The organism is Halomonas sp. KHS3 (genome assembly GCF_000830495.1).
Taxonomy (GTDB): Bacteria; Pseudomonadota; Gammaproteobacteria; order Pseudomonadales; family Halomonadaceae; genus Vreelandella; species Vreelandella titanicae.
In genome coordinates this window covers 98673-121653 of sequence record NZ_JWHY01000009.1, presented here as the reverse complement: position 1 = coordinate 121653, position 22981 = coordinate 98673, and the positions used below count along the sequence as shown (strand labels likewise).

The window sequence follows — 22981 nt, the reverse complement described above, 5'->3', positions numbered from 1 at the left end:
CACCATGGGAATCTTACAAGCCATACCCGAGAACCTGCATCGGATGGAAGTGGAAGGCCAGCCGCTGTGGTTCCATATCCCCACCACCAGCCTGTTTGCCCCGGATGCCCTCAGCGAGGAGCTGCTGGCTCTGGCCGGGCGAAAGGAGGGGCTCGACAGCGGGGCGCTGCCGGGACATCTGACACATCAGGTCAGCGGCGACGATATTCAGGAGCGGCTGCTACAGCTCAAAGCGCTGAAGCTGATCACCGATGGAGTCGTCCAGGCCTATAATCCCAGCGTAAAGGTGGAGCAGTTCCCGCTCTCTACCGTGGTGCTCAACGTCAATACCGGCTGCAACCTGAGCTGCAGCTACTGCTATAAGGAAGACCTGGATACCCCCCGGGACGGCAAAAAGATGGATCTGGCCACCGCCCAGGCCTCCATCGAGATGATGCTGCGCGAGGCCCCCCAGCGGGATCGCTACAACATCGTCTTCTTCGGCGGCGAGCCGCTCAGCAACATGCCGTTGATCCGCCAAGTGGTTGACTGGGCCGAGGCGCGCATCTACGGGCTCGGCAAGGCAGTGGATTTCACGCTGACCACCAACGCCACCCTGCTGAATGAGGAGAAAATCGCCTTCTTCGACGCCCATCGTTTTGGACTCACGGTGAGCATGGACGGCCCCAAGGCGATCCACGACAAGAACCGCATTGCGGTCAACGGCCAGGGCACCTACGATCTGGTGGCCAAGCGCATTAAACCTCTGCTGGCCAGCTATCGCTCACGGCCGGTGGGGGCCAGGGTGACCCTGACTCGTGGCATCACCGACGTCATCGGTATCCACGCCCACCTGGTCAATGAGCTGGGTTTCGCCGAAGCGGGCTTCGCTCCCGTCACCTCTGGTGATATGGCGGCCTACAATCTTACCGGCGACGAGCTCAAGCAGGTCTTCGACGGTATGGTCGAGCTCGGTGAGCGGGCCGTGGCAGCCGCCATTCAGGGGCGCGATATCGGCTTCGGCAACTTCAACCAACTGCTCACCGATCTTTGGGAAGGGCGCAGCAAGGCGGTGCCCTGCGGCGCAGGCCTAGGGTTGGTCTCGGTGGATCATGCGGGCGATGTACACCTCTGTCACCGTTTTACTGGCTCCGAGATGCCTACCTTCGGCAGCGTCCAGGAGGGGCTTGATCACGCTGGTCTCAAGCAGTTTATCGAAGCCAGGAGCGATCGCTCCGAGCGTGGCTGCAGCAACTGTCGGATCCGCAACCTCTGCTCCGGTGGCTGCTACCACGAGAGCTACGCTCGCTATGGCGACCCCATGACCCCCACCTATCACTACTGCGACCTGATGCGCGACTGGGTCGATTTCGGCATTCAGGCCTATGCCCGCATCCTGCGCCATAACCCCGATTTTCTCGACGGCCCCCTGGCCGGGAGGCAAACAGCATGACGAATAACAAGAAGAACTTGACCGCACTGGGGTTGGCCCCCCTCAACCGCAAGGCCCGCGAAATGGAGCGGGCCGCCAGCCCAGAGGCCCTGGAAGAAGTGCAGGCCATGCAGACTATCGCCGGGTGCACTTCCAGCTTCGACCCGGGCTGGGAAGTGGATCCCTTCGGCGGCGTGGCCTCGCTGTGCCAACCGATGGAGGCAGATCTCTATGGCTGCGCTGACCCCTGCTGGTGGCCTGCTCAGGTACCGGACACCATGAACACCTACCCCCAATGGGGGGATGGGGCCGATCGCGCTGAGGATGATTGGCGCAAGTTCGATAGCGTCTATCCGGGAGACGAGAAGTGATGAATACCTCAGAAATGAAGCGGCTCACCCTGCCCCTAATAGGGCTGTTGGCCTTCGCTGCCCAGCCCCTGGTGGTTAATGCTGCTGTCGCCGGTGAAGCCAGCGCTGACGAAGTACGCGAGTATCTGGTAACCATGGCCCGTCCCAACCAGCTCTACGTGATCGACCCGGAGGCCCAGGAAGTGGTGCGCACCTGTGACGTAGAAGGCGACTTCGGCTCCGGCACTCTGCAGCTATCACCGGATGACCGGATCGCCTATGTGCTGCACAACCGCTGGGAAGACGTGGTGGGCATCGACCTCACCAGTTGTGAGGAAGTCTTCCGTGCCAGCGGCTCAGGCAACTCAATACGCGCTAAATCCATCGCCTCCCTGGCCGTGAGCCCGGACGGTAGCCGACTCTATAGCATCTGGGATCGGGTGCGGCTAGGTATCGACCATTACGAAGTGTTGGAGCCACAGCTGGCGGTCTATGACACGACAGCGGGTCTCGCTGCCGAGCCCCTGACCACCTTCCCGGCACCGCGCCAGGTGACGACCATGGGAGCCGCCGAGGACGGTTATCTCTATCTCGCTGGCGCTGATATATATCGGCTCGACCCGGAAAGCGGCGAGACTGAGATCGCCATCGCCAACCGGAATTGGGATCGCCCCAGTTTTAGCTCGCCAGATTCCTTAGCCGTGTGGTCTATGGGCGAGGTAACCAACGAGTTCCTGCGCCCCTACACGGTGGCGGAGCATCCCGGCGAGGAGAACGAGGCCTGGCACTGGGGCGTCAGCCGAGTCGACCTAGCCACCGGCGAGACTGAGAACAAGGAGATTGTCCCTTTCGAGTTCATCATCTTCTCCATGGTTTCTGATCCCCGGGAGAGGGACGTCTTTTACGGCGTCTACACCCAACTCAGCAAGCTGGATGCCCGCACCCAAGAGATCGTGGATGTGATCGATCTTGATCATACTTACTACAGCATCAACACTTCCTATGACGGTTCGCGGATTTACCTGGGCGGCGCCTCCAGCGATATCGCCATCTATGATGATGACTTCAATGATCTGGGGCGCATCCGCTTGCCCGGTGATATGAGCACAGCAACGCTGAAGGTGGCACGCTTCTAGGTTGCCGTTACATGATCCTTCTGGCCGGCGCTTGCTAAAGCGACCGGCCCTTTTTGCTGGGGGCAGCCCCTATGAATGATGAATGAAGAGAGCGTCGATGCGTGAGCCTGACTTCACTCGCGACACAGGGGCGCTGCCCTGGGGCTGGCTCTACCGCCCCCTCAAGGCGCGGCGCCTGGCGCTGGCCCGGCTGCTGACGCTGAGCCTGGTGGCGACCCTGCTGGCGCTGTTGCCGCCGCTGCTCACCCAGCGGCTGATCGATCACGGCCTGATGCAGGGGGACTTCAACACCGTTTCTACCTACGTTGCCGCCCTGGTGGTGGTAGGACTCGCCGCTCTGGCCCTACAGGGACTAACCCGGCTGCAGCATGTGGCGCTCTCCGCCCGGCTATTGCTGTCGCTGCGCCGCTCCTTGCTGCGCCATCTGCTGCGCCTGGCTCCGGCCCGCTGGCAGGCCCGAGGGCGAGGCGACCTGATGAGCCGTCTCGATGGCGACCTGTCTATCCTCCAGGGGTTCGCCCTGGACGGTCTGCTCAGCGGACTCTCCAACCTGTTAGGGCTGGTGGGAGCGCTGGCCATGATTGGCCTGTTCAGCCCCATGCTGATGGCCCTGGTTGCCGTGCTGGTACCCATCCAGTGGCTGTGGCTGCGCGCCTGGCGCCCGGCCCTGACTCGTCGTCAGCAGGCGCTCCGTGAGCAGAGCGGTGAACTCTCCGGCTTCTGGCAGGATACCCTGGCCCATGGCCCCTGGTTTCAAGGTCAGGCGCTGGAGCCGTCGCGCCTCAATCGCCTCCAGGGGCTTGGCCACGAACAGCTGCGGCGCCTGTTGGCGGTGCGTCAGGTGGGCTTTCTCAGCGACGTGGGGCCCCAACTGATCCTCTCCCTGGCCCGGGCCGGGGTGCTGCTGTTGGGCGGCTATCTGGTGATTCAGGGGCAGTTGCAACTCGGTGAGCTGATGGCCCTGTTGGCGTATCTCGGTATGGTGATGGCCCCCATCGGCGGCCTGCTGGGACTCTATGGAGGTTGGCAGCGGGCCCGGGTCAGCGCTTGCCGCCTGGCCGAGCTCTTCAGTGAGCCCGCCATGCGTGATCCCTACCGCGGCAGCCGTCCTGCCGGGCCTGGTGAGCTTTGCTTGGAGGGTGTGCGTTTCCGCCACCCCGGCCAAGCCGATTGGCTTCTGGATGACATCGATCTCGCGCTTCCGCCGGGCAGCAAGGTGCTGATCGCCGGTCCCTCCGGAGCTGGCAAGAGCAGCCTAATCCGCCTGCTGCTGGGGCTGGAGTCGCCCGAGTCGGGTGAGATTCGTGTCGATGGCGTGCCGCTCGGCGAGCTCTCCCGCCATCACTGGCTCAAGCAGGTTGCCTGGGTGGAGCAACACCCCAGCCTGCTACGCGGTAGCCTGGCCGAGACCCTGCGCGCCCTGGCCCCCGAGGCAAGTGACACCGAACTGCTCGATGCGCTTTCCCGCGTTGGACTCGCCGACTGGTTGGATGCCCTGCCAGAAGGGTTAGAGAGCGAGTTGGGCGATTTGGGTGGCAAGGTCTCAGGCGGCCAGCGCTCGCGCTTGGCCCTGGCTCGGGCACTGCTAAAAAAGCCTCGCTTGGTGCTGCTGGACGAGCCCACCGCGGCGCTGGATTCGGCAGCAGCCCGAACCTTCGATGCCCTGCTTGACGAGGTACTGGGGGATACCACCCGACTGATCATCAGCCACCAGAGCGACCACTTTGGCAATCTGGATGCCTGCTATCGACTCCAGCAAGGGCAGCTGATCGCGGGGGAGGCGGCATCATGTCTCTAATATCGGCCCTCAGTCCGACCCTGGGCGTGATCGATAGCGGGGTACCTCCTGGTACGGCCCTGGCGCGTTTCCACTCACCCAGTGGTGCCGACCCCGGGGATCGCCTTGGTCATGGCCAGGCGATCCTCGCCACCCTGGGTCATTATTTGCCGCTGACGCGGCTGGAGATCGCCCTCTACAAGCTATTCGAAGAGCGTCTCACCGCTAACGCCGATGCCCTGGCAGCGGCCTTCGAGTGGCAAGCTGAGGTGCCACCGGCCTGGGTGCTCTGTAGTCTGGGGTTGCCCCGGGCCGATACGCGGCTGCAGGCGGCGGTGGAGAGGCTTCAGGCTGCGGGCACCCGCATCGTCGCTGCCAGCCCGCGTTTTGGGGCGCCGGTCTACCCTGCAGCTTGGCCCGGGGTGATAGCGGTGAGCGGCGCCGCGGGGCTGATGCCGGGCCCTCCCCAACGTGACCAGGATGGCCGCTGGTACGCCTGCGTCTGGGCGGGCCGAGGGCTCTCCGAGGAAGGCCAGGTCTGGCAGCCCTGGCAGGTGGGGCCACCACCGGCAGGAACGCCACCATCGCTGGGTGGGTCAAGTTTCGCCGTCGCCCATGCCCTGGGCTATTGGCTGGCGGAATCGACCGGTGAAGGGGTGGTGACGCCGGAAGAGTGGAGTGCGGGCTCGGGTAGCGTCGGCCAGTCGGGGTGACCGGCCCACCAGCGGGCCACCGCCATGGCAGCGGGGCCAGCGGCCACCAATAGCGCCCGGGCAGCGTCGTGGTCGTCCTCCTGCATGGCCTTGACCAGGGGCGCCAGGGGGGTTCCCGCCACTGCCTGGATCCCCAATGGCTGATCCGGGGTAAAAACCAGCTCCCGCTCAGCCAATCGTGTACCGATGATGGCCAGGCCGCGGCCTACTTGTACCCGGGCCCAGGGCTCCGGTAGATGCAGCGGTTGATGATCGGGCCAGTGACAGCGTGCCGTCCAGTAGGGCGCCGGATCGGTGTCTATCGACTCTTGGTAGGCGGCTTGGCGATAGAAGTCTCGGCCAGCCCGGGCGAAGCGCCAGTACTGGGCATCCTGGCGGCGTTGATGGAAGCGCTCCAGGGGCGCGATGCGGGCTTCTTCGAACAGGCTATTGAGAACCGGTGCCAAGCCGTGGGCCGAGGAGAGCGCATTGAAAATGCCCTGTCCAGAGAGTGGGTCGATAGCCATGGCGGCATCCCCCAGGCGCCAGAGGCGCCCCTCTCTCACCTGGGTGCGCCCCAGCAGGCTGGGGCGCTGGTAGTGGTGGCGGATCTTGGCTTGGCCCCAGAGCTGGGCCAGGTCGGGCTGGGCGGCGAGCCAGGCATCGGGGTCGCAGCGCGCCTGGCATAGCGACGCTTCCGTCAGGGCCAACTGCAGATACTGCTGGCCCTTGAGCCGCGACCACCAGGCCCAGCCGCCGCCGGGCAACGACAGGGCGGCACTGGCGGGGGCGGAGTCGGCGGCCTCGCCGCGTAGGATCCAGGCCGGGGTTGACCAGGGGGCGGCGTCGCGGAACTGGCGCCGCGCCCCCGCCCGACCTCGGGCCTCCACGCCCCAGGAAGCGGTCAGTATGCGACCATCTGCCAAACCAAGGCGAACGTCACTTTTCAGGCTCTCCAGGAACGTGATCCGCGCCTTGATCACCGGGATGCCGGCCTCGTGAAGATCTTCCAGCAGGGCGGCATCGAAGGCCGGGCGCGGCAGCAGCCACTCGGCGTTGGGCGCCCGAATCTCACCACCCCAGATAACCCGCCGCGGCAGGGGCCCCACCGCGCAGGCGGCGGCCCGGTGCAGCCCCAGGCTGTGTAGGGCCTGGAGGCTGCGCCGGGCAATGCCCTCGATGGCCCGGTAGTAGCGGACACGCCCCACCAGGGTGACTCGCCGACCGGCGCGATGCAGCAGCATGGCCAGAGCTGCCCCGGCGGGGCCGCCTCCGGCGATCACTATCTCGCTATCCACGTCTTGGCGCATCAGAAGAAGAATCCCACTAGTAGTTGGGCATAGAAAGCGGTGTCGTCGTCGCCAAGCTGAATACCGCCCTGGGCCGCCCTCTTGTTCGGACTGTACCAGCCGAGCAGTGGTGAGACATAGAGCCAATCGATGGGCAGCCACTCGGCATAGAGATTGAACTCACGCCCGCCCATGTCGGGCTGGTTAGTTGTGTCACGGCTGGAGAAGTCGTAAGCCAGAAGTCCCAGGTGCAGGCTCTCATTCAACGAGCCCTCCAGACCCAGCCGCCACACCTCGGTATTGCTATTGAAGGGGCCGGCATAGTTTCCTGCTACCTCGCCCTGGAACCAGGTTCCGTAGCCCCGGGTGAAACCGTAGAAGAGCGGATCCCACTCTTCGGAAAAGCGGCTGTAGCGCAGCGACAGGGTAGGTTGACCGGGTAGCTCGCTGAAAGTCCAGGCCGGCTCTAGTGCCCAGGCGTTTTCACGGGTGTTCTTGCGCTGATGTGCGAGCTCACCGCGCAGGGTCAAGGCCTCGTCCAGGATGCGCTGTTCGAAGCGCAGTCCATAGACATCCATACCATCGCGCTGGGCCAGGAAGTCGTCAGCTTGGGCCTTGTCAACTCCCAGACCGCGCAAATAGGTCGCCTCCACTAATCCACTACCGTGATCGTGGGCCAGGGTGAGAGCGGCCATCTCGGTGCTGGCTTGAGCCGGATTGTCCGACTCGAACCAGGCCACTTGGCTTTGCCAGCCTTCGTGACCCAGGGCTACCATTGCGGTGCGGTCAAAGGCTTGGCGCCCGGCCAGATAGTAGGCGCCGCCGCGATCCAACTCATCGCCCAGGGAGTTTCCCAGGCTGACCGCATCGCCAGCCACCAGGAAGCCGTCGCCGAGGGTAATCGGCTGGCGTCCAGCGGAAACATCCACGCGCCAGGGCGAACTGGAGTCGCCCTGCGACTCGCTACGGTAGCCGAGAAAGGCGTCCTCAAAATCGAGCTCACGCTCGCTGCCAGAGGTAAAACCAGCGGCGTCGCCGTCGCCCCAGGTGGCGGTGCCTACGGTGCTAACTCGACCATAGAGGCCATCCGCCTTGGGGGCGAGTTCGGCGCCCAGGGTCAGCACTCCTTCCTGCCAGCGGTGACGCTTCGCCTCGGCGGCCCCGGTGGCATACCCCCGGTCGCTGTGGAAAGTACCGAGCAACGCCTGAATATCGATATTCACGGTGGAGTGGCCGATATCGGCCATCTCGTAGGCCTGAGCGGGGAGTGTGGCGGCCAGCAGCAGTCCGCCTATCGAGCCGGAGAAACGCGAGTTAAAGTTGTTCTTATGCATTGGATATTCCCTTGAAGGAGGAAGGCCAGTCACGATGCCAGGACAGGGCTACATCAAACGATCATCACAACCGATTTCTGCTCTGTGTAATGTTCGATCAGTGAATCGCCGAGCTCGCGGCCAATGCCCGACTGTTTGAAGCCACCGAAGGGCATGCAGGCATCCAGCAGGTTGTGGCCATTGATCCAGACGCTGCCGGACTCAATCTCCGGCACCAGACGATTAACCGCGGCAAGATCGTTGGACCAGATACTCGCGGCCAGCCCATAGGGAGAGTCGTTGGCCAGTAACACCAGTTCTTCCAGCTCGCGGAAGGTCTGTACCACCACTACTGGGCCGAAGATTTCTTCCTGCACGCAGCGGCTCTCCTGGGCCAAGCCGGTGATCACCGTGGGCTCTACGAAGTAGCCCGTTTCGCTGCCCTTACCGCCGCCGGTAACGATGGTGCCGCCGTCGCTGCGCGCCTGCTCGATATACGCCAGTACTCGGTGCTGCTGCTTGGCAGAGACCAGCGGGCCAAGGGTACAAGTGGGTTCCCAACCCGGCGCTAGCGTCAGGCCCTGGGCCTGTTCGGCTAGCTTGGTGACGAAGGCGTCGTGGATCGACTCATGCACATAGATCCGCGATCCGGCGGTACAGACCTGCCCCTGGTTGAAGAAGATTGCCTGAGCCGCGCCGGCAGCGGCTGCCTCAATATCGGCATCGGCCAGCACCATCACCGGTGATTTGCCGCCCAGTTCCAGGGTGGTACGGGTCAGGTTCTCCATGGCGGAATGCCCGATCTGCTTGCCTACAGGGGTCGACCCGGTGAAGGCCACCTTGTTGATACCTGGGTGGCCAGCCAGCGCTGCTCCAGCGGTATGACCCAGACCAGTGACCACGTTGAGAGTGCCGGCCGGGAAGCCCACTTGCTCGGCCAGTTCCGCCAGCAACAGGGCGGTGAGCGGGGTGTCCTCGGCGGGCTTGAGCACGATGCTGCAACCGGCGGCTAGGGCTGGGGCCACCTTCCAGGCTGCCATCAACAGCGGGAAATTCCAGGGGATGATGGCGCCCACGACGCCTATGGGCTCGCGGCGGGTATAAGCGACGATCTGCTTGTCTTCGGGCAGGAAGGGCATGGAGGGGGCCATGCTGCGGCCTTCGATCTTGGTGGCCCAACCCGCGGTATAACGGATGAAGTCGATGGCCAGGGCCACGTCCATATGCCGTGAAAAGGTCACCGGCTTGCCGTTGTCCAGGGTCTCGAGCAGGGCGAAGTCATCGGCGCGGGCCTCCAGAGCGTCGGCGAGATCCAGCAACAGCTTCTCCCGTTGGGAGGGGCGCGACTTGCGCCAGCCACGGAAGGCCTCCCGGGCGGCACTGACCGCGGCGTCGATATCGTTGGCATCGCCCGCCGGAACCCGGCTGATCACCTCGGCGGTGGCGGGATTATAGACATCCAGGGTCTGGCCGCTGGTGGCAGGACGCCACTGGCCGCCGATAAAGAGGGTGTGGCTCTTGTCAAGCCAAGCTTGAATGGCGGTGGAGTGCTGCGTCATGGTTGTGCTCCTGTTAGGCTGATTTATGATTGTTTTGAGAGCGTGCCAGTCATTGCACGCCTCCAATACTCCCTAGCAAGCCCCGTGCCAGCTCAGGGGTACAATATAATCAAAACAAAATCAGCGAGTTGCAGGTCGGTTCTGAAGATGCTCTGTCGTTGTTCCTGCGTCGTTTTGTCGTCGGACACGACAGCTGTCGCATCCTGGGACAGGTCGCCAACTTCGCGGGGAGAGAGCCATGATCTCCAGAGCAGCCCTGAGAACCTCTGACGTGATTCGCCAGGCCCGTGAGCATCTGCTCCGCGGCCAGCAGCTACCGTTAGGCATGCTCGATGCCTGTATCGACCGTTCGTGGCAGCGATGTATGGAGCACGGGCTGCAGCCTGGTACCCGGCCTGAGCTGCCGCGGCTCGATAGTGGCGAACTGCGCACTCAGCGTGAGACGCATCGTCGTCTGATCGAACTGGCTGATCCCCTGATCAGGCGAGTGGCCGAGGATCTGCGTGGCTGCCAGTTGCTGCTGGCCACCCCAGATGCCACCGTACTCAAGAGCTATGGTCAGCGCTTCGTGCTTAATGATCGCTTTCACATCGGGGCCGGCATCAACCTGGACGAACGCTGGTTCGGTACCAATGCACCGGCCCTGGCGCTCATCGAGCGGGCGCCGGTATTGGTCAAATCCTGCGAGCACTTGCTATTCCCCGACAACCCGGTCTCCTGTGTAGCTGCCCCGCTGTTAGATCTCAACGGTGACTGTCTAGGCTTGATCGATCTTACTTTTGAGGCCGACCACCCCCGCCCCGAAATTTTTCTACGCCGAGTACAGCAGCTCACCGGGGCCCTGGAGCAACGGCTTTTTTTCCGCCACTACCAGCAGCACTGGGTGCTCCAGGTGCACGCATCGCTGGCCGAGCTGGACAGCGTGAGCTGCGGTTTGGTGGCACTGAATGAGACCGGTCTGATCCTGGCGGTTGATTCCCAGGCCGCCCAATGGCTTGGCAAGGCCTCCGCCGCATTAATCGGCCGTCATATTGAAGAGTTATTAGGCAATTCCTGGAAAGAGATCTGTCGCCAATGCGAAAGTTGTTCGGCCTTGCTGGGGCTGCCGCTCACCGGTGGCCAACTGGTGGGGCGACTCAATCCCCCTGACCAGTGGCAGCCGGCGGCTCTGAGCAACGAAGCCTCTGTGGTGCCGGTTTCGCCCGAACCATCCCTCTGCCGTGATCTTGAGGCGTTAGTTGAGGAGTGGCCCATGGCTCTGGCCCGGGAGGCACGCCGGGCTAGTCGGGCGCTGGAAGTAGGCCTGCCAGTACTGCTGCAGGGCAAAACTGGTACCGGAAAAGAGCAATTGGCCCGAGCGCTGCATACCAGCCTTGGTGAGCAGCGGCCCTTCGTGGCACTCAACTGCGCAGCCCTGCCCGAAAGCCTTATCGAGGCAGAGCTGTTTGGCTATGGGGAAGGTGCCTTCACCGGCGCCCGTAAGGGGGGCTACAGCGGGCGGCTGGTGCAGGCTAATGGCGGCACTTTGATGCTCGACGAGATCGGTGACATGCCGCTGGCGCTGCAGGCCCGTCTACTGCGGGTGCTTCAGGAGAGAGTGGTGACGCCGCTGGGCGATCACCGCGAGGTACCTATCGACTGCCGAGTAATAGCCGCTAGCCATCGCGATCTAGAGATCCTGGTGACGGCCGGCGACTTCCGCGAGGATCTCTATTACCGCCTAGCTGGAGTAGTAGTAGAGCTTCCCACGCTGAATGAGCAGGGCGATCTAGCCGGACAGATTCACGAACGTTGGGCATCGCTATGCCGCCGTCATGGCCGCCATTTGGTTTTGGATGAGACCTTGGTAGAGCGTTTGACCGCCTACCTTTGGCCTGGCAACTGGCGGGAACTGGAACACTGCCTGGAAGCGGCTCTGGTGGGAGCCGAACCAGAGTGCCAACGGCTGACCATGGAAGGGCTTTCGCCACGCTGGCAGCGCAAGCTGACTCAGCCCATGGAGAGTGGCGTCGACAGTACGGCCACATCGGAGGGTGTGTGCAACGGCTCCCAGGAGCTGCGCGAAATGGAGCGGGCCCATATGGTGCGCACGCTCGAAGCCCACGACGGCAACATGACTGCCGCCGCCCGGGCGCTAGGCATCAGTCGCTCGACGCTCTATCGACGGTTGGGATGAGCCCCACTGGATGGATGTGACGACTGATTCATCGGGCTCGTTAGGCGTTCAATCCAGCCCGCCGAAGCGCTGGTAGAAGCTGGGGCCAGGGGCGGGTAGTGGGCCCTCGGCGGTTTCCAGATGTTGATCCAACCAGCGTTCTGCACGTTCGTAGAGCAAACGATAAAGGTTGCGGCAGAGCTGATGGGCGTAGCGTCCTTCCCACGCCGTGGGGAGTAGTTCCTCAGGCAGGAGGGGGTCGCGTAATTGAACCTTGCGATACTCGTGAATAAGCAAAGTGCGGGCAATGAAGCACTCTTCCTGCCCCAAATGGTTCTCTGCGTTGAGCGCGTTCCAGAGTGGGCGAAACTTAACGAGAAAGCGTTGGTAGAGCTCGGCTAATTCGTCGAGGTTCCAGCTCTCTCTGACCTGGAGACGCAGCGGCTTACTGGTCATGGGCTCCATTGCCTGCGTTTGCATTACAATCGTATCGTCTGCTGCATCTAGTTCTTGCAAGGCCGCCATGGTCTCTGCACATGACAGCGTTGGATGCGCCAGCACGCCCTGAGCAAAACTACCAAAGCCTAGCCATTCAAGCTCATCACGAATCTGCTGGCGCCGGTCTGGGGGAAGCTGTGTCAGCAATACCAATGTCCACTGTCCCGACCAAGCTGGCTGGGTGCCGTGATAGACACGCTTGAAGGCTTGTTCGAAACGACGCCGACCAGGGCCACTCAACCGATAGTAGCTGCGACGACCAATCTTCTCTCCCCGTAGCCAGGTTTCATTGGTCAGCCGGTAAACCGATGTACGCACCAGCCGCTCATTGATACCGATGGGCTCCACCAGTTTCGATAGACTGCCTAACCACACAGTGCCGCCCCGCGGAACGATAGAGTCGCCATAGACGGTAATAATCAATGAACCGGCGCGAATTGGCCGACGCTTCTGGAAGTCATCAATAAGCGTAGCGACGCAGTCTTTAGCTGACGACATGGTGAAAGTTGGTTCCCTTTGCGGTGAGGTTGTCGCTAAAAGCGACAGAAAATATGATGAATGTAGAAGATTATCGTATCACGTTTTCTTGTGATTTGGCCTGAGTCGGCACTCTCTTGATAGGAAGTCGCTGCGTCCACTTCCTGGCGTAATGGCGTCTATGAGCGCTGTAATGCTCTGCTAAGTCAGGTTTGAAGGTAATCGTCCAATGTGTACATTATCACTGGCAGAATTGTGAAAAGTACCATGGCTATGACTAATAGCAGGGACGGTGTGTTTAATACGATAAAGAGCCGCTTAGATATCGTCTTCCGAAGGGGATATGTGAAAGCTGATGCCGCAAACCAAAAGGGTGTGGCGATAATCAATGACAGTATGGCGCCCTGAATAGACTCCATTCTATGTGGGTTCAGAGGGCGAGAAAAATAGCTGAATCCATATTTAGCAGATAGGTAGAGGAAATACAGTCCACCGGCAGCTGAAATAATGGTTAAAAATGCCCAGAGTTTTTTCATTTTGAATCTAGTTCCTTGCAACCTGGAGCTCTTGATAAATTTGCACAACAAAATGATGCTTAGCTAAAGCTTTCTATCTATCTCTATAAAATAGTTGACCTAACCATGAGCTAGCGGAGCCAGCTCACTCTTTATCGCGACTTATCGGTGGAATTGCTTTTCGCGTTCGGGCTGCCAATAAATAGCATCGATGCGGAGCCGTGCTTCGGTATTGTTGGGTAACGGCCATTCGATGATGTCGCCCACTTTAAGGCCGATCAATGCAGCACCAATAGGTGCCATGACCGAAATGCCATCCGCAACGCTTTCCAGGGAGTGCGGATAGACCAAGGTGCGAATCATCTTAAGCCCGCGGGTGAGGTCGGTGAAGCGAACCTGGCTATTCATGCTGACCACGTCATCTGGAATATCCTCCGGATCACAGACTTCACCTCGTGCTAGCTCTTCCTCAAGTAGCTGAGCCACGGCCATGTCTTTCTCGGATGCATTGTCGATCAAGCGCTGGAGGCGTTCGGCATCAAGACGGTTAATAATAATAGCAGGACGTTGTCCCATGATTACTCTCCTTAGAAAGCAATAAGTTTAAACCAATAAAAAACAGCCCTTCCCCAATAAAGGAAGGACTGCGTGCTTTTTATAGTATAAGCGATTTATAAAATAAAGACGATCAGGTGACCCCTTGTTCAATCATGGCATCAGCCACCTTTCTGAAACCTGCAATATTGGCGCCTAGTACCAAATTGGTTTTATCACCAAACTCCTCGGCAGTGTCGGCGCACTGGCGGTGAATATTGGCCATAATCTGTTTTAATTTTTGGTCGACTTTCTCCAGTGGCCACTGCTCCATGCTGCTATTTTGTGCCATTTCTAACTGACTGGTAGCAACGCCACCTGCATTGGCCGCTTTGCCAGGCCCATAGGCAATTTTAGCGTCTAGAAACAGGTCGACGGCCTCTTTGGTAGAAGGCATGTTGGCCCCTTCACTAATACACGTTATGCCATTAGCGAGTAGGATTTCCGCATCGCTTTCGGTCAGCTCATTCTGCGTCGCGCAGGGGAACGCAACATCGGCTTGAATACGCCATATGGCATGCCCGCCCTGGGGGTAGTCACGTGCAGAAATGTAGTGCGCGTCAGGGTGCTCGTGTAAGTAGGCTTCTAAAGAGGTGCGCTGCACTTCTTTGAGCTGTTTGAGTAAGCCTAAATCAATACCGTTTTCATCGTGAATGGTGCCACGTGAATCGCTGCAGGTGACTGGTCTAGCCCCCAGTTCGTATAACTTCTCAATGGTATAGATGGCTACATTGCCAGCGCCGGAAACGAGGCAGGTCTTGTCGCGCAGCTCTTCTCCCCGGGCAGCCAGCATGTTTTGTGCAAAGTACACTGCACCGTAGCCGGTGGCCTCTTTACGGCCTAGCGAGCCTCCCCAATTCAGCCCCTTACCTGTTAGCACGCCCTCATAGTGGCCAGTGAGTCGTTTGTACTGACCAAAGAGATAGCCAATTTCACGCGTACCGACACCGATATCGCCTGCAGGTACATCGCAGTGAGGACCAATATGGCGGTAGAGCTCGCTCATAAACGCCTGACAAAAGCGCATGATCTCGTTATCTGATTTTCCTTTGGGGTCAAAATCGGCGCCGCCTTTACCGCCGCCGATTGGCAAACCGGTTAACGCATTTTTGAAAATTTGCTCAAAGCCGAGAAATTTGATGGTGCCCGAGGTAACGCTGGGATGGAATCGTAAGCCACCCTTGTAAGGGCCAAGGGCAGAGTTGAACTGAACGCGATAGCCTTTGTTGACCCGCACTTTCCCAGCATCATCTACCCAGCTTATCCGGAACATGATTTGTCGTTCGGGCTCGACTATTCGCTCAATAATGCTGTGGTGATGATAGTAATCACTTTGCTCAAGTAGCGGGCGCAGGCATTCGAGCACTTCTTCAGTGGCTTGATAAAATTCTGACTGTGCAGGGCTGCTTTTATTAAGGCGTGTCAGCGTATCGTGAACGTAGGGCATCGGAACATATCATCATAGTTATTCAACAGAGTATTGGCTGGCCAGAGCGTTAGAATATTTAACTGGCAGCATGCTTCTGTGCATAGCCTATGCCGGTTCGGTATGGGCAAATATGATGGGGGGTTTAGACTAAAGTATGCGTTTGAAAGGTTCGCCTCGCTTATTTTCCACAATCTAATAAACGATGGATAAACGTTTTGAATTGGTTGATATTTTTGTATAGCGTCTAGATAGATGTGCTACCGGCCGGAAACCTGGTCAATCCCCATTTCTTCGCGGCAGCCTTCTATCGAAATAGCTATCAACAGCAGCGTAGACTCTTTTCGAACTATAATTAATTTAATAGAAGCGCTTTATCTATCGCTATAAACTCACTGGCCGCATTTATTAGCGATGCTGCCGTCAGTTGGGGAACGCCATAAACTTCGACTTTTTTGCCATGCTTAGCACGGATTTTTTGGACTAGTAGATCAAAATCACCATCGCCGGATACCAGCACGATCACATCTGCCTGTTCTGCGTACTCCATGGCGTCAAGCGCGATGCCTACATCCCAATCGCCTTTTGCGGAACCGTCTGACCGCTGAATAAAAGGCTTTAACTTCACCTCAAAACCAATCGCCCTGAGTATATTTTGAAACTCTCGCTGCTTTTGGTCACCTCGATCGATGGCATAGCAAACAGCTTTAATAACCTCTCTGTTAGCGGTTACTCGTGCCCAGAATTTGTTGTAATCAAAGTTTTTGCCATATGCTTCGCGCACGGTGTAATAGACGTTTTGAATATCAACAAATACGGCAACGGTGGTCATCAATTCGCCTTTTCAGGAACATATTAGAAGAAGCCGGGTTAGCTAACACCAGTCTAACACTCAGCCGGTTGTCGCCCTTCATCCGTTGGGCGCAAGGCTATAGAAGATCATTTTTGTACAATTATCGGTAGCTTTTGTATGAGTTTTTGATTTTGAATGTCGTCATATGTTGACCTATGCCAACCTCTACCTCGTATGCGCTAATGCGGCTTTGTCTCATTTAGTGAGATGAACTCGTGAATTTGTCTTGTTATGTTTTAGCTCACATAGACAAATAACGATAAACATAATGCCGGTAAATGAAAGCATCACCTCATCAGGCCCTACCACTCTCGTTCATGCCATGCAGATATTGCAGGTTACTGCACGTGGCGGCCACCGGGGTGCAAGTGTAGACGATTATCTGAATGAATTGAGTTTCAGCCGTCCTACTCTCTATCGGTTGTTAAAAGGTCTCAAGCAGCAGGGATTTTTACGATCTTCTCCCATTCGTGGGCGTTACCTGCTGGGTTATGAGCTGCTGGTGCTTGGCGCCCAAGCGGGAAATGGTGCTGGGTTGCGTGATTTGGCCCGGCCAAGGTTGCTGACACTCGCGCAGCGCTGGGGAGACAGCTTCTATCTGTTCGCTCGCGATGGCGTCAATGCCGTTTGCCTGGAAGTGCAGAACGGCGCTTATCCCGTGGGCAGCTTCGTTAGGGCGACGGGTGGACGTTTGCCGCTAGGCGTTGGCCAAGCGTCGATTGCCTTACTTGCCTACCTGGGGGCTGATGAGCGAAGCGAAATACTTAACCATAACGCTGAGCGTCTGATAGACGAATACTCGATTGCCATCGCTGACATCGAAGCCGAAATTGCCCATCAACTGAAACATGGTTACGCCCGTGGAGTAGAAGGTTCTTTACTTCCGGAATACAGCGGCCTGGCCATTCCTATCCTCGATCATAGCGGCCACCCCCTGGGTGCCATGAGTTGTTCGATGCTCAAATCGCGTATGACGAAGCGCCATAAGCTGGACGTACTCCAAGGCATGCAGGAAGAAGTGGCTGCCATGGTCAATCAGGCCCATGGCCTGCTGTATCTGGATTAACTCTCTATGCCACACACTACGCACCCAAGCCATCAACGCCCTTGCGGCTGGAACGCGTGGCTAACCGAGCGCCAGCCGCGCCCCGCCTTAAGTGGTCAATCTGAGGCAGATGTCGTCATCATCGGGGCTGGTTATACCGGTTTTGCGGCAGCCTCGGCCTGGCAGCAGGCGCGCCCTGAAGACCGCATCAAAATCCTCGAAGCTGACCAGGTAGGTGAAGGGAGTCCAGGGCGTAACTCCGGCTTTATGCTGGAAATTGCTCTAGCCAACGATGCTCGCCCCGAAGAGCTTGAGCGCATGGAGAAGCTGAACGCGTTAAGCCGACAAACCATGGCGTTACTACGCGAGCGCGTCGAACGCCTAGACATTGACTGCCAACTCGAGCGTAGCGGCACCTATCGCGCTGCCCGTAGCACGATAGGCCAACGTGCCTTGAGCCAGTATGAAGCGTTTCTTAAGGCTGCCGGTCTGTCTTACCAGACCTTGAACAGTAACCAACTCGCGGAGCGAATCGGTACGCGCTACTACACACAGGGTATTTATTCGCCGGACTGCTATCTCGTCCAGCCTGCAGCATTGATTGTTGGTTTAGCGGATTCATTGGAAGCCGGAATCGAACTGCATGAGCACTCGCCCGCGACTCAAATAGTGCCTGATGGCAAGAAGTGGCGTGTCACTACACCCGAAGGTGAAGTGACGGCTGAACAGGTGATTCTGGCCAATAACGCTTTTTCTAGGGCTTTGGGTGCAGACCCTTCGCGGCTAACCGCTATTTATACCTATGCCGCTATTACCGAGCCTTTACCGCAGCCCGAGCGCCAACGCATCGCCGAGACGACCTGGGGACTGCTACCCGCACACCGCTTAGGCTGTACGTTGCGCACCACCGCTGACGGACGTTTGATGATCCGCTCGCGTTACAGCTATGAGCGCGAAGCCGATAACGCCCGTATCGAGGCCGAACTGAAAGTGAGCCTTGAGGCCCGCTACCCCGAACTTACCCCAGTGCGCTTCGACAAGGTTTGGGGAGGTACCACCGGGCTGACTTATAACGGCGCTCCGCTCTGGGGCGAGATCCAGCCCGGATTATATGTATCAGCGGGGTGCAATGGCGGCGGTATCGTCAAGGGTACCTTTCTGGGTGATGCTTTGGCTCGCCACGCGCTCGGCCAGCCGGTCGAGAATATTGCGTCTTTATTCGGCAAAGCGAGCTGGATGCCGCCCGATCCCGTACGTCGGTTGGGTTTCTACCTGACCAGTGAAATGGAGCGCCGAAAGGCAAAAAACGAAACCTGACTCCACCCACCACTATAAAAAAAGAGAGATGACAATGGATCCTCAAGATCATATTGGGCTGCTGTCCATCATGCCAGCGGCATTGGCCATCGTGCTGGCATTTGTCACCCGTAATACGGTTTTCTCGCTGGCTGTTGCCTGTTTCGTTGGGGTGATTACCTTGGGCAATGGGCTGATGGGGTTTCCTACACTGTTAAAGGAAACCCTGGGCACCACTAGCTTCTCCTGGATACTGCTTTTGGAGTTGTTCATTGGTACGGTGATCGCTTTTTTCCAACGCACAGGTGCGATTCAGAACTTTACCGCCTGGGTAGAACGTCGTGCTTTATCGCGGGTGCGGGTTCAGTTGATTGCCTGGGTGATGGGCATGTTCGTTTTTTTCAGCGACTACTTCAGCCCCCTGTTTGTCGGCAGCACCATGCGTGGCCTGACGGATCGTTACCGGGTCTCGCGGGAAAAGCTGGCGTATATCGCTGACTCCACCTCGGCCCCGGTGAGTGTAATGGTGCCTATCACTGGCTGGGCAGTGTTTATCTCCGGTTTGTTGATCGGCATGGGCCCCATCGAAAATGCTGCCCAGGCGATGGGGGTATTTCTGCATGCCATACCTTTCAATCTCTACGCATGGCTATCGGTGTTGGTGGTCGGGCTGGTGATCGTGGGCGTCATTCCGCTCTTCGGGCCGATGCGTGAAGCTGAGCGTCGGGCTCAGGAAGAGGGCAAAGTGCTACGCGATGGGGCAGAACCGCTGGTGGGTGAGGAACTGACGGAAATTCCGCCTTATGAAGGAGCACGTACCAGCCTGTTTTGGAATTTTTTCGCCCCGGTACTGGTAGTGATCGGCGTTGCGGTGGGCACCTTTATCGTGATGGACTCGGCCAAGACCATGGAGGCATTTCTGGCGGCTTCCGTGTTTCTCGGTATCGTTATGCGCCTTCAGGGCATTCCCTTCAACGACATTATGAAAACCTCGATGGCAGGGATGAAGGGAGTAATGCCAGCCATTATCATTCTGGCGTTAGCCTACTCGTTGAATCAACTTTCCAAAGACATGGGCACGGCCAACTATATCGTCGAAGCCACCGCTGGCTGGCTAACACCTGCTTTGCTCCCGGCCATGACGTTCCTTATTGCCGCCGTTATCGCTTTTTCCACCGGCACTTCATGGGGCACTTTCGCTATCATGATGCCACTCGCCGTGCCGCTCGCCTTTAACTTCAGCGGCGATATGGTTACACCGCTGGTGTATGCCACAGTGGCCGCAGTGGCAGGAGGCGGTGTCTTCGGGGATCACTGCTCACCCTTGTCGGATACCTCTGTGCTCGCCTCGACCGGGGCCGCCTCTGATCATATCGACCATATCAAAACGCAAATTCCCTTTGCGCTAGCCGTCGCCTTGCTTTCCCTGGCTGCTTATCTATTGCTTGGCCTTACTCTGTAACCCTCTCCGCCCTGCGATAACAGAGAGAAGGCGTTGTCGTAGGGTTAACACCAATTGCTACTACCCTGATGGGCGGCGCATCACGGTCATCAATATCCTTTCTGCTGCATCGTCCGCATCAATGCTCCTCATTACACTGGGTTACTGCGAAATGTTACCCCTGTTAATCTCTATTCGAGATCATTGGTCAGTCTAATAGTCCGCAACTGAACGCTATTGCAGCAAGTTAGTGAGCCGACCTTACTGGCTAAATTAATAGAAAGGGAGTGGCGAAAGCCTCGATGGCAGTTCTTAAATAAGCATTGATGGCTTAAACAGTTCCGTACGGTCGATGGATTGACCCGACAGCATGAACTCTCCCATACCCCGGTAGTGCAGCGATTCTTCCTCATCTGCCGAAGGCGCTGCGTGGGCTTTAACGACCTCAAAAACAAACAGGTTGTAGCGTTCAATCATGGCGTCATCATGCAAGCGGCACTCGAAAGACGCATAGCATTCCTCTATCCGTGGCGCCCCGACCTTTTCTGACTTGCCTGGGGTTAGCTCAAACGCTTTGAACTTGTCGATCTCGCTTCCTGAACAGTTACCGATACCCACGACCTTATCGACAAGTGATGCCGAAGGAATATTGATCACGCATTCACCGCTGTTGCACACCAGCGCATGGGAGTGATTCCCGGCATCAATAACGCAGCCTAGGAGTGAGGGGGAGAACGCCATGACCATGTGCCACCCCATGGTCATGATGTTGGTTTGTTGTTGCCATTGTGATGACACCAGCACAATCGGGCCAGGTTCAAGAAAGTGCCTGACGTTGGAGACAGGAAAATCCTTCTTCGCTATCGGGTGTGGCATAAATAACCTCCGATTAGATTAGTTAGGCAGTCGGGCGGCGCATTAAGGTCATCAGCACACCAGCGCCAATCAAACTACCGGCGCCGCAGCGGTGTAAGAGGCGGCGAAACTTGGCGGTCATCAGCTGTCTGCTAGTGGTCGACAGCAGTGTGTAGCCGAGATCTGAGATGACACCGATCACAAGAAACGTAGCAAACAGAATCGCCAACTGGGGCGCCAGAGGTTGGGTTTGGTTAATAAACTGCGGCATGAATGCCATGAAGAATAGAATGCTTTTGGGGTTTAGCAGCGTCACCCAGAATGCTTTTGCGGTGCTTTGCTGAACGTTCACCCCAGAGGCTTCCAGGTCATTCAATTGGCCGGATTCACGCCACATCTTGATGCCTAGATAAAGCAGATAGAGAACCCCTAGCCATTTAACCATGGCGAATAGCTCCGCCGATGCCATCAGCAACGCGCCTACGCCGGCAAACGAAAGTGACATCGCCACCAGGTCACCCAAGAAAAAGCCAGGCAACATCGCCAGAGCAGCTTTGCGACCTTGATTGATGCCGGTCACTACCAGTAGAGCAACGGCGGGGCCGGGGGACGCGATAACCAAAAACGAAGCCAACACAAACGATAGCCAAAGCTCAATCGACATAGCGTTAATCTTCCTGTTGTTGAATTATTAATTTTATCTCGCCGTATAGTTGTAAGCCCTGGAATGCCGCGTGGCAATTATGTTCAGTGGTCATTCTCTCACCTATGTGAGTGAGGGAAGATATGGCTGGTAGTCCTTGGTGGAGGCTTCCGTAAGCCTGAAAGCGGACATTCAACAAAGGCTGCCTGCTTAACTCCACTTATCGTTCTGATGATCACTGGAGATTACCCGCTACCTGTTCAAAATCTGCATTGCTCATCGCGGAAGTTGCGAAGACAATGCTCATAGCGACCTTGTATACATGCAGCCAATGGCAGTGGAGGACTCCGCATGAAAGCGTTGTCGAACATGGGGTTTGCCCTATTTGGAGCCGCGCTGGTGGCGATCAGTTACGGGCTTGCACGTTTTGCCTTTGGTCTGTTTGTACCTTCTATCAGTGCCGAGCTTTCGCTGACGTCTTACTTGGTCGGCATTATCGGGGCGCTGCCGTTTATTAGCTTTGTGCTTTCCACACTGGTCGCGCCGCTTGCCGCTGATCGGCTCGGTGCGCGCAACTTAGCCATTCTCTCAGGGTCTTTCGGTGTTGGCGGTTTAGCATTGATCAGCCAGTCGTCAGACGCGCTATCGCTTGGTATTGGTGTGTTTATCAGCGGGATCTGCACTGGTTTAATGATGCCCGCGCTGACCGCTGCGATGCAGGCGCTGGTGAGCCGTGCAATGCATGGGCGCGTCAGCTCGATTATGAATGCCGGTACTAGCATCGGTATTATCGTGGCGGTACCGACCGTTGTGTTCTTGTCGGATGCATGGCGACTGACCTACACGATATTTGCTGCGCTTACCGCTATGGGGGGCGTGGCGGCATGGTACTTCATCCCTTCAGTGTCACGGGTCATTCCAGCTAATGCTGCACCACCACCGCCCATCACTAGGTCGCAATGGTCGCGCCTCATTCGGCTTACGATTTTTGCCTTCGCAATGGGCTTTGTATCTGCGCCGTACTGGCTTTTTGCTCCCGATCTGGCGGTTACCCTTGGCGCGCTCTCTCCAGGGCACACCGGTTGGCTATGGTTCGCGGTAGGTATCGCCGGGCTCGGCGGTGCCGTGATAAGTGATTTGGCCGACCGTAATAATCCACCCATCACCCAGGCGTTGATGTTGATGATGCTGTCTTCAAGCTTGGCGTTGCTGGCCGCTAGCCCTGGTCAATTAGCGCTGGCGATATTTTCCGCGATGGTTTTCGGTCTCGCTTACATGAGCTTAACGGGGCTGTACCTGATGACCGGCATCCGACTGCTGCCTGGGCGGTTATCGATGGGGCCGGTATTACCCTTTATGGCCTGCGCGCTTGGGCAGGCGGTGGGCTCGCCGGTGATTGGTGTGCTGGTCGACAGGCTTGGGTATGCGGATGCATTTTCGATCTTTTCGGTGGTCGGCATCCTGGTCGCGGTGCTATCACCGCTTTATCCGGGCCATATCGACTATTTGACAGAAGAAGAGCCGCAACCGACAGAGGTTGAAGATACTGGCCTTCAGGCCGCTTACGATCATCAACTGCTGGATGAAAACGGTGACCCCATCAAACCTGTTGCTGAAGATGCCGAGGCCCCTTAGCTGAGTAAGCTACTAGCCAGC

19 protein-coding genes are annotated in these 22981 nt (G+C 58.0%); 10 read left to right on the top strand and 9 right to left on the bottom strand.

What is annotated here, in order from left to right:
• Positions 1–4: 4 nt before the first annotated feature.
• The 5 genes from peaB (at position 5) to RO22_RS23900 (ending at position 5387) form a co-directional block, all read left to right on the top strand.
• Positions 5–1432, top strand: a complete 1428-nt coding sequence (gene peaB / locus RO22_RS18760) for a quinohemoprotein amine dehydrogenase maturation protein (protein WP_041159063.1) — start codon at positions 5–7, stop codon at positions 1430–1432.
• Positions 1429–1782, top strand: coding sequence for a quinohemoprotein amine dehydrogenase subunit gamma (qhpC, locus tag RO22_RS18755; RefSeq protein WP_052475698.1), 354 nt, complete (start codon positions 1429–1431; stop codon positions 1780–1782). Before peaB ends, qhpC begins: the two co-directional genes overlap by 4 nt.
• Positions 1782–2897: a quinohemoprotein amine dehydrogenase subunit beta gene (gene peaD / locus RO22_RS18750; RefSeq protein ID WP_041159062.1), complete on the top strand. Its 1116-nt coding sequence runs from the start codon at positions 1782–1784 to the stop codon at positions 2895–2897. The genes qhpC and peaD overlap by 1 nt, the downstream gene beginning before the upstream one ends.
• Before the next feature lie 97 nt (positions 2898–2994).
• The gene (locus RO22_RS18745) at positions 2995–4695 is read left to right on the top strand and encodes an ABC transporter ATP-binding protein (RefSeq protein ID WP_052475697.1); all 1701 of its coding nucleotides are present in this window, start codon (positions 2995–2997) and stop codon (positions 4693–4695) included.
• Positions 4686–5387 (top strand): hypothetical protein, encoded by a 702-nt coding sequence (locus RO22_RS23900; protein WP_052475696.1) that lies wholly within the window; start codon positions 4686–4688, stop codon positions 5385–5387. Before RO22_RS18745 ends, RO22_RS23900 begins: the two co-directional genes overlap by 10 nt.
• Here the strand turns inward: RO22_RS23900 and RO22_RS18735 are convergent.
• The 3 genes from RO22_RS18735 to RO22_RS18725 are packed head-to-tail and all read right to left on the bottom strand — an operon-like array spanning position 5300 to position 9527.
• A complete protein-coding gene (locus RO22_RS18735; protein WP_052475695.1) occupies positions 5300–6676 on the bottom strand; it encodes an NAD(P)/FAD-dependent oxidoreductase in 1377 nt (458 codons plus the stop codon). The genes RO22_RS23900 and RO22_RS18735 overlap by 88 nt on opposite strands.
• The gene (locus RO22_RS18730; protein ID WP_052475694.1) at positions 6676–7989 is read right to left on the bottom strand and encodes a hypothetical protein; all 1314 of its coding nucleotides are present in this window, start codon (positions 7987–7989) and stop codon (positions 6676–6678) included. The genes RO22_RS18735 and RO22_RS18730 overlap by 1 nt, the downstream gene beginning before the upstream one ends.
• A gap of 53 nt (positions 7990–8042) precedes the next feature.
• Positions 8043–9527: an aldehyde dehydrogenase family protein gene (locus RO22_RS18725; RefSeq protein WP_041159060.1), complete on the bottom strand. Its 1485-nt coding sequence runs from the start codon at positions 9525–9527 to the stop codon at positions 8043–8045.
• A 238-nt stretch (positions 9528–9765) separates the two neighbouring features.
• On the opposite strand from RO22_RS18725, the gene RO22_RS18720 reads away from it, so the two are divergent.
• The gene (locus RO22_RS18720; RefSeq protein ID WP_052475693.1) at positions 9766–11703 is read left to right on the top strand and encodes a sigma-54-dependent Fis family transcriptional regulator; all 1938 of its coding nucleotides are present in this window, start codon (positions 9766–9768) and stop codon (positions 11701–11703) included.
• A 48-nt stretch (positions 11704–11751) separates the two neighbouring features.
• On the opposite strand, the gene paaX is transcribed toward RO22_RS18720, so the two are convergent.
• From paaX to RO22_RS18695, 4 genes are all read right to left on the bottom strand, one after another.
• Positions 11752–12678 (bottom strand): phenylacetic acid degradation operon negative regulatory protein PaaX, encoded by a 927-nt coding sequence (paaX, locus tag RO22_RS18715; protein ID WP_041159059.1) that lies wholly within the window; start codon positions 12676–12678, stop codon positions 11752–11754.
• A 656-nt stretch (positions 12679–13334) separates the two neighbouring features.
• On the bottom strand, positions 13335–13748 hold the full coding sequence (rnk, locus tag RO22_RS18705; RefSeq protein ID WP_022521456.1) for a nucleoside diphosphate kinase regulator: 414 nt from the start codon (positions 13746–13748) through the stop codon (positions 13335–13337).
• Positions 13749–13860: 112 nt separating this feature from the next.
• Complete coding sequence (gdhA, locus tag RO22_RS18700) at positions 13861–15213, bottom strand: NADP-specific glutamate dehydrogenase (protein WP_041159057.1); 1353 nt, start codon at positions 15211–15213, stop codon at positions 13861–13863.
• A gap of 334 nt (positions 15214–15547) precedes the next feature.
• On the bottom strand, positions 15548–16024 hold the full coding sequence (locus RO22_RS18695; RefSeq protein ID WP_022521458.1) for an NYN domain-containing protein: 477 nt from the start codon (positions 16022–16024) through the stop codon (positions 15548–15550).
• A 289-nt stretch (positions 16025–16313) separates the two neighbouring features.
• On the opposite strand from RO22_RS18695, the gene RO22_RS18690 reads away from it, so the two are divergent.
• Genes RO22_RS18690 through RO22_RS18680 form a run of 3 tightly spaced genes read left to right on the top strand, consistent with a single transcriptional unit; the run spans position 16314 to position 19848 of the window.
• The gene (locus RO22_RS18690) at positions 16314–17111 is read left to right on the top strand and encodes an IclR family transcriptional regulator (RefSeq protein WP_022521459.1); all 798 of its coding nucleotides are present in this window, start codon (positions 16314–16316) and stop codon (positions 17109–17111) included.
• A 6-nt stretch (positions 17112–17117) separates the two neighbouring features.
• Positions 17118–18407, top strand: a complete 1290-nt coding sequence (locus RO22_RS18685) for an NAD(P)/FAD-dependent oxidoreductase (protein WP_041159055.1) — start codon at positions 17118–17120, stop codon at positions 18405–18407.
• Positions 18408–18441: 34 nt separating this feature from the next.
• A complete protein-coding gene (locus tag RO22_RS18680; protein ID WP_041159054.1) occupies positions 18442–19848 on the top strand; it encodes a Na+/H+ antiporter NhaC family protein in 1407 nt (468 codons plus the stop codon).
• Between the two features lie 291 nt (positions 19849–20139).
• Here the strand turns inward: RO22_RS18680 and RO22_RS18675 are convergent, their stop codons facing one another.
• Together RO22_RS18675 and RO22_RS18670 are read right to left on the bottom strand one after the other, a co-directional pair.
• On the bottom strand, positions 20140–20703 hold the full coding sequence (locus RO22_RS18675) for a flavin reductase family protein (RefSeq protein ID WP_027958332.1): 564 nt from the start codon (positions 20701–20703) through the stop codon (positions 20140–20142).
• A 22-nt stretch (positions 20704–20725) separates the two neighbouring features.
• Entirely contained in the window at positions 20726–21346 is a 621-nt protein-coding gene (locus RO22_RS18670) for a LysE family translocator (RefSeq protein ID WP_041159053.1), read from the bottom strand.
• A 330-nt stretch (positions 21347–21676) separates the two neighbouring features.
• On the opposite strand from RO22_RS18670, the gene RO22_RS18665 reads away from it, so the two are divergent.
• Positions 21677–22960: an MFS transporter gene (locus RO22_RS18665; protein ID WP_041159052.1), complete on the top strand. Its 1284-nt coding sequence runs from the start codon at positions 21677–21679 to the stop codon at positions 22958–22960.
• Positions 22961–22981: the final 21 nt, after the last annotated feature.

Excerpts from the sequence above, each read along its gene's own strand:
- gdhA (WP_041159057.1), bottom strand. The coding sequence starts at position 15,213 with ATGCCCTACGTTCACGATACGCTGACACGCCTTAATAAAAGCAGCCCT.
- RO22_RS23900 (WP_052475696.1), top strand. The coding sequence starts at position 4,686 with ATGTCTCTAATATCGGCCCTCAGTCCGACCCTGGGCGTGATCGATAGC.
- RO22_RS18745 (WP_052475697.1), top strand. The coding sequence starts at position 2,995 with ATGCGTGAGCCTGACTTCACTCGCGACACAGGGGCGCTGCCCTGGGGC.
- rnk (WP_022521456.1), bottom strand. The coding sequence starts at position 13,748 with ATGGGACAACGTCCTGCTATTATTATTAACCGTCTTGATGCCGAACGC.
- RO22_RS18680 (WP_041159054.1), top strand. The coding sequence starts at position 18,442 with ATGGATCCTCAAGATCATATTGGGCTGCTGTCCATCATGCCAGCGGCA.
- RO22_RS18695 (WP_022521458.1), bottom strand. The coding sequence starts at position 16,024 with ATGACCACCGTTGCCGTATTTGTTGATATTCAAAACGTCTATTACACC.
- RO22_RS18735 (WP_052475695.1), bottom strand. The coding sequence starts at position 6,676 with ATGCGCCAAGACGTGGATAGCGAGATAGTGATCGCCGGAGGCGGCCCC.
- RO22_RS18665 (WP_041159052.1), top strand. The coding sequence starts at position 21,677 with ATGAAAGCGTTGTCGAACATGGGGTTTGCCCTATTTGGAGCCGCGCTG.
- peaD (WP_041159062.1), top strand. The coding sequence starts at position 1,782 with ATGAATACCTCAGAAATGAAGCGGCTCACCCTGCCCCTAATAGGGCTG.
- peaB (WP_041159063.1), top strand. The coding sequence starts at position 5 with ATGGGAATCTTACAAGCCATACCCGAGAACCTGCATCGGATGGAAGTG.
- qhpC (WP_052475698.1), top strand. The coding sequence starts at position 1,429 with ATGACGAATAACAAGAAGAACTTGACCGCACTGGGGTTGGCCCCCCTC.
- RO22_RS18690 (WP_022521459.1), top strand. The coding sequence starts at position 16,314 with ATGCCGGTAAATGAAAGCATCACCTCATCAGGCCCTACCACTCTCGTT.
- RO22_RS18730 (WP_052475694.1), bottom strand. The coding sequence starts at position 7,989 with ATGCATAAGAACAACTTTAACTCGCGTTTCTCCGGCTCGATAGGCGGA.
- RO22_RS18725 (WP_041159060.1), bottom strand. The coding sequence starts at position 9,527 with ATGACGCAGCACTCCACCGCCATTCAAGCTTGGCTTGACAAGAGCCAC.
- RO22_RS18670 (WP_041159053.1), bottom strand. The coding sequence starts at position 21,346 with ATGTCGATTGAGCTTTGGCTATCGTTTGTGTTGGCTTCGTTTTTGGTT.
- RO22_RS18720 (WP_052475693.1), top strand. The coding sequence starts at position 9,766 with ATGATCTCCAGAGCAGCCCTGAGAACCTCTGACGTGATTCGCCAGGCC.
- RO22_RS18685 (WP_041159055.1), top strand. The coding sequence starts at position 17,118 with ATGCCACACACTACGCACCCAAGCCATCAACGCCCTTGCGGCTGGAAC.
- RO22_RS18675 (WP_027958332.1), bottom strand. The coding sequence starts at position 20,703 with ATGCCACACCCGATAGCGAAGAAGGATTTTCCTGTCTCCAACGTCAGG.
- paaX (WP_041159059.1), bottom strand. The coding sequence starts at position 12,678 with ATGTCGTCAGCTAAAGACTGCGTCGCTACGCTTATTGATGACTTCCAG.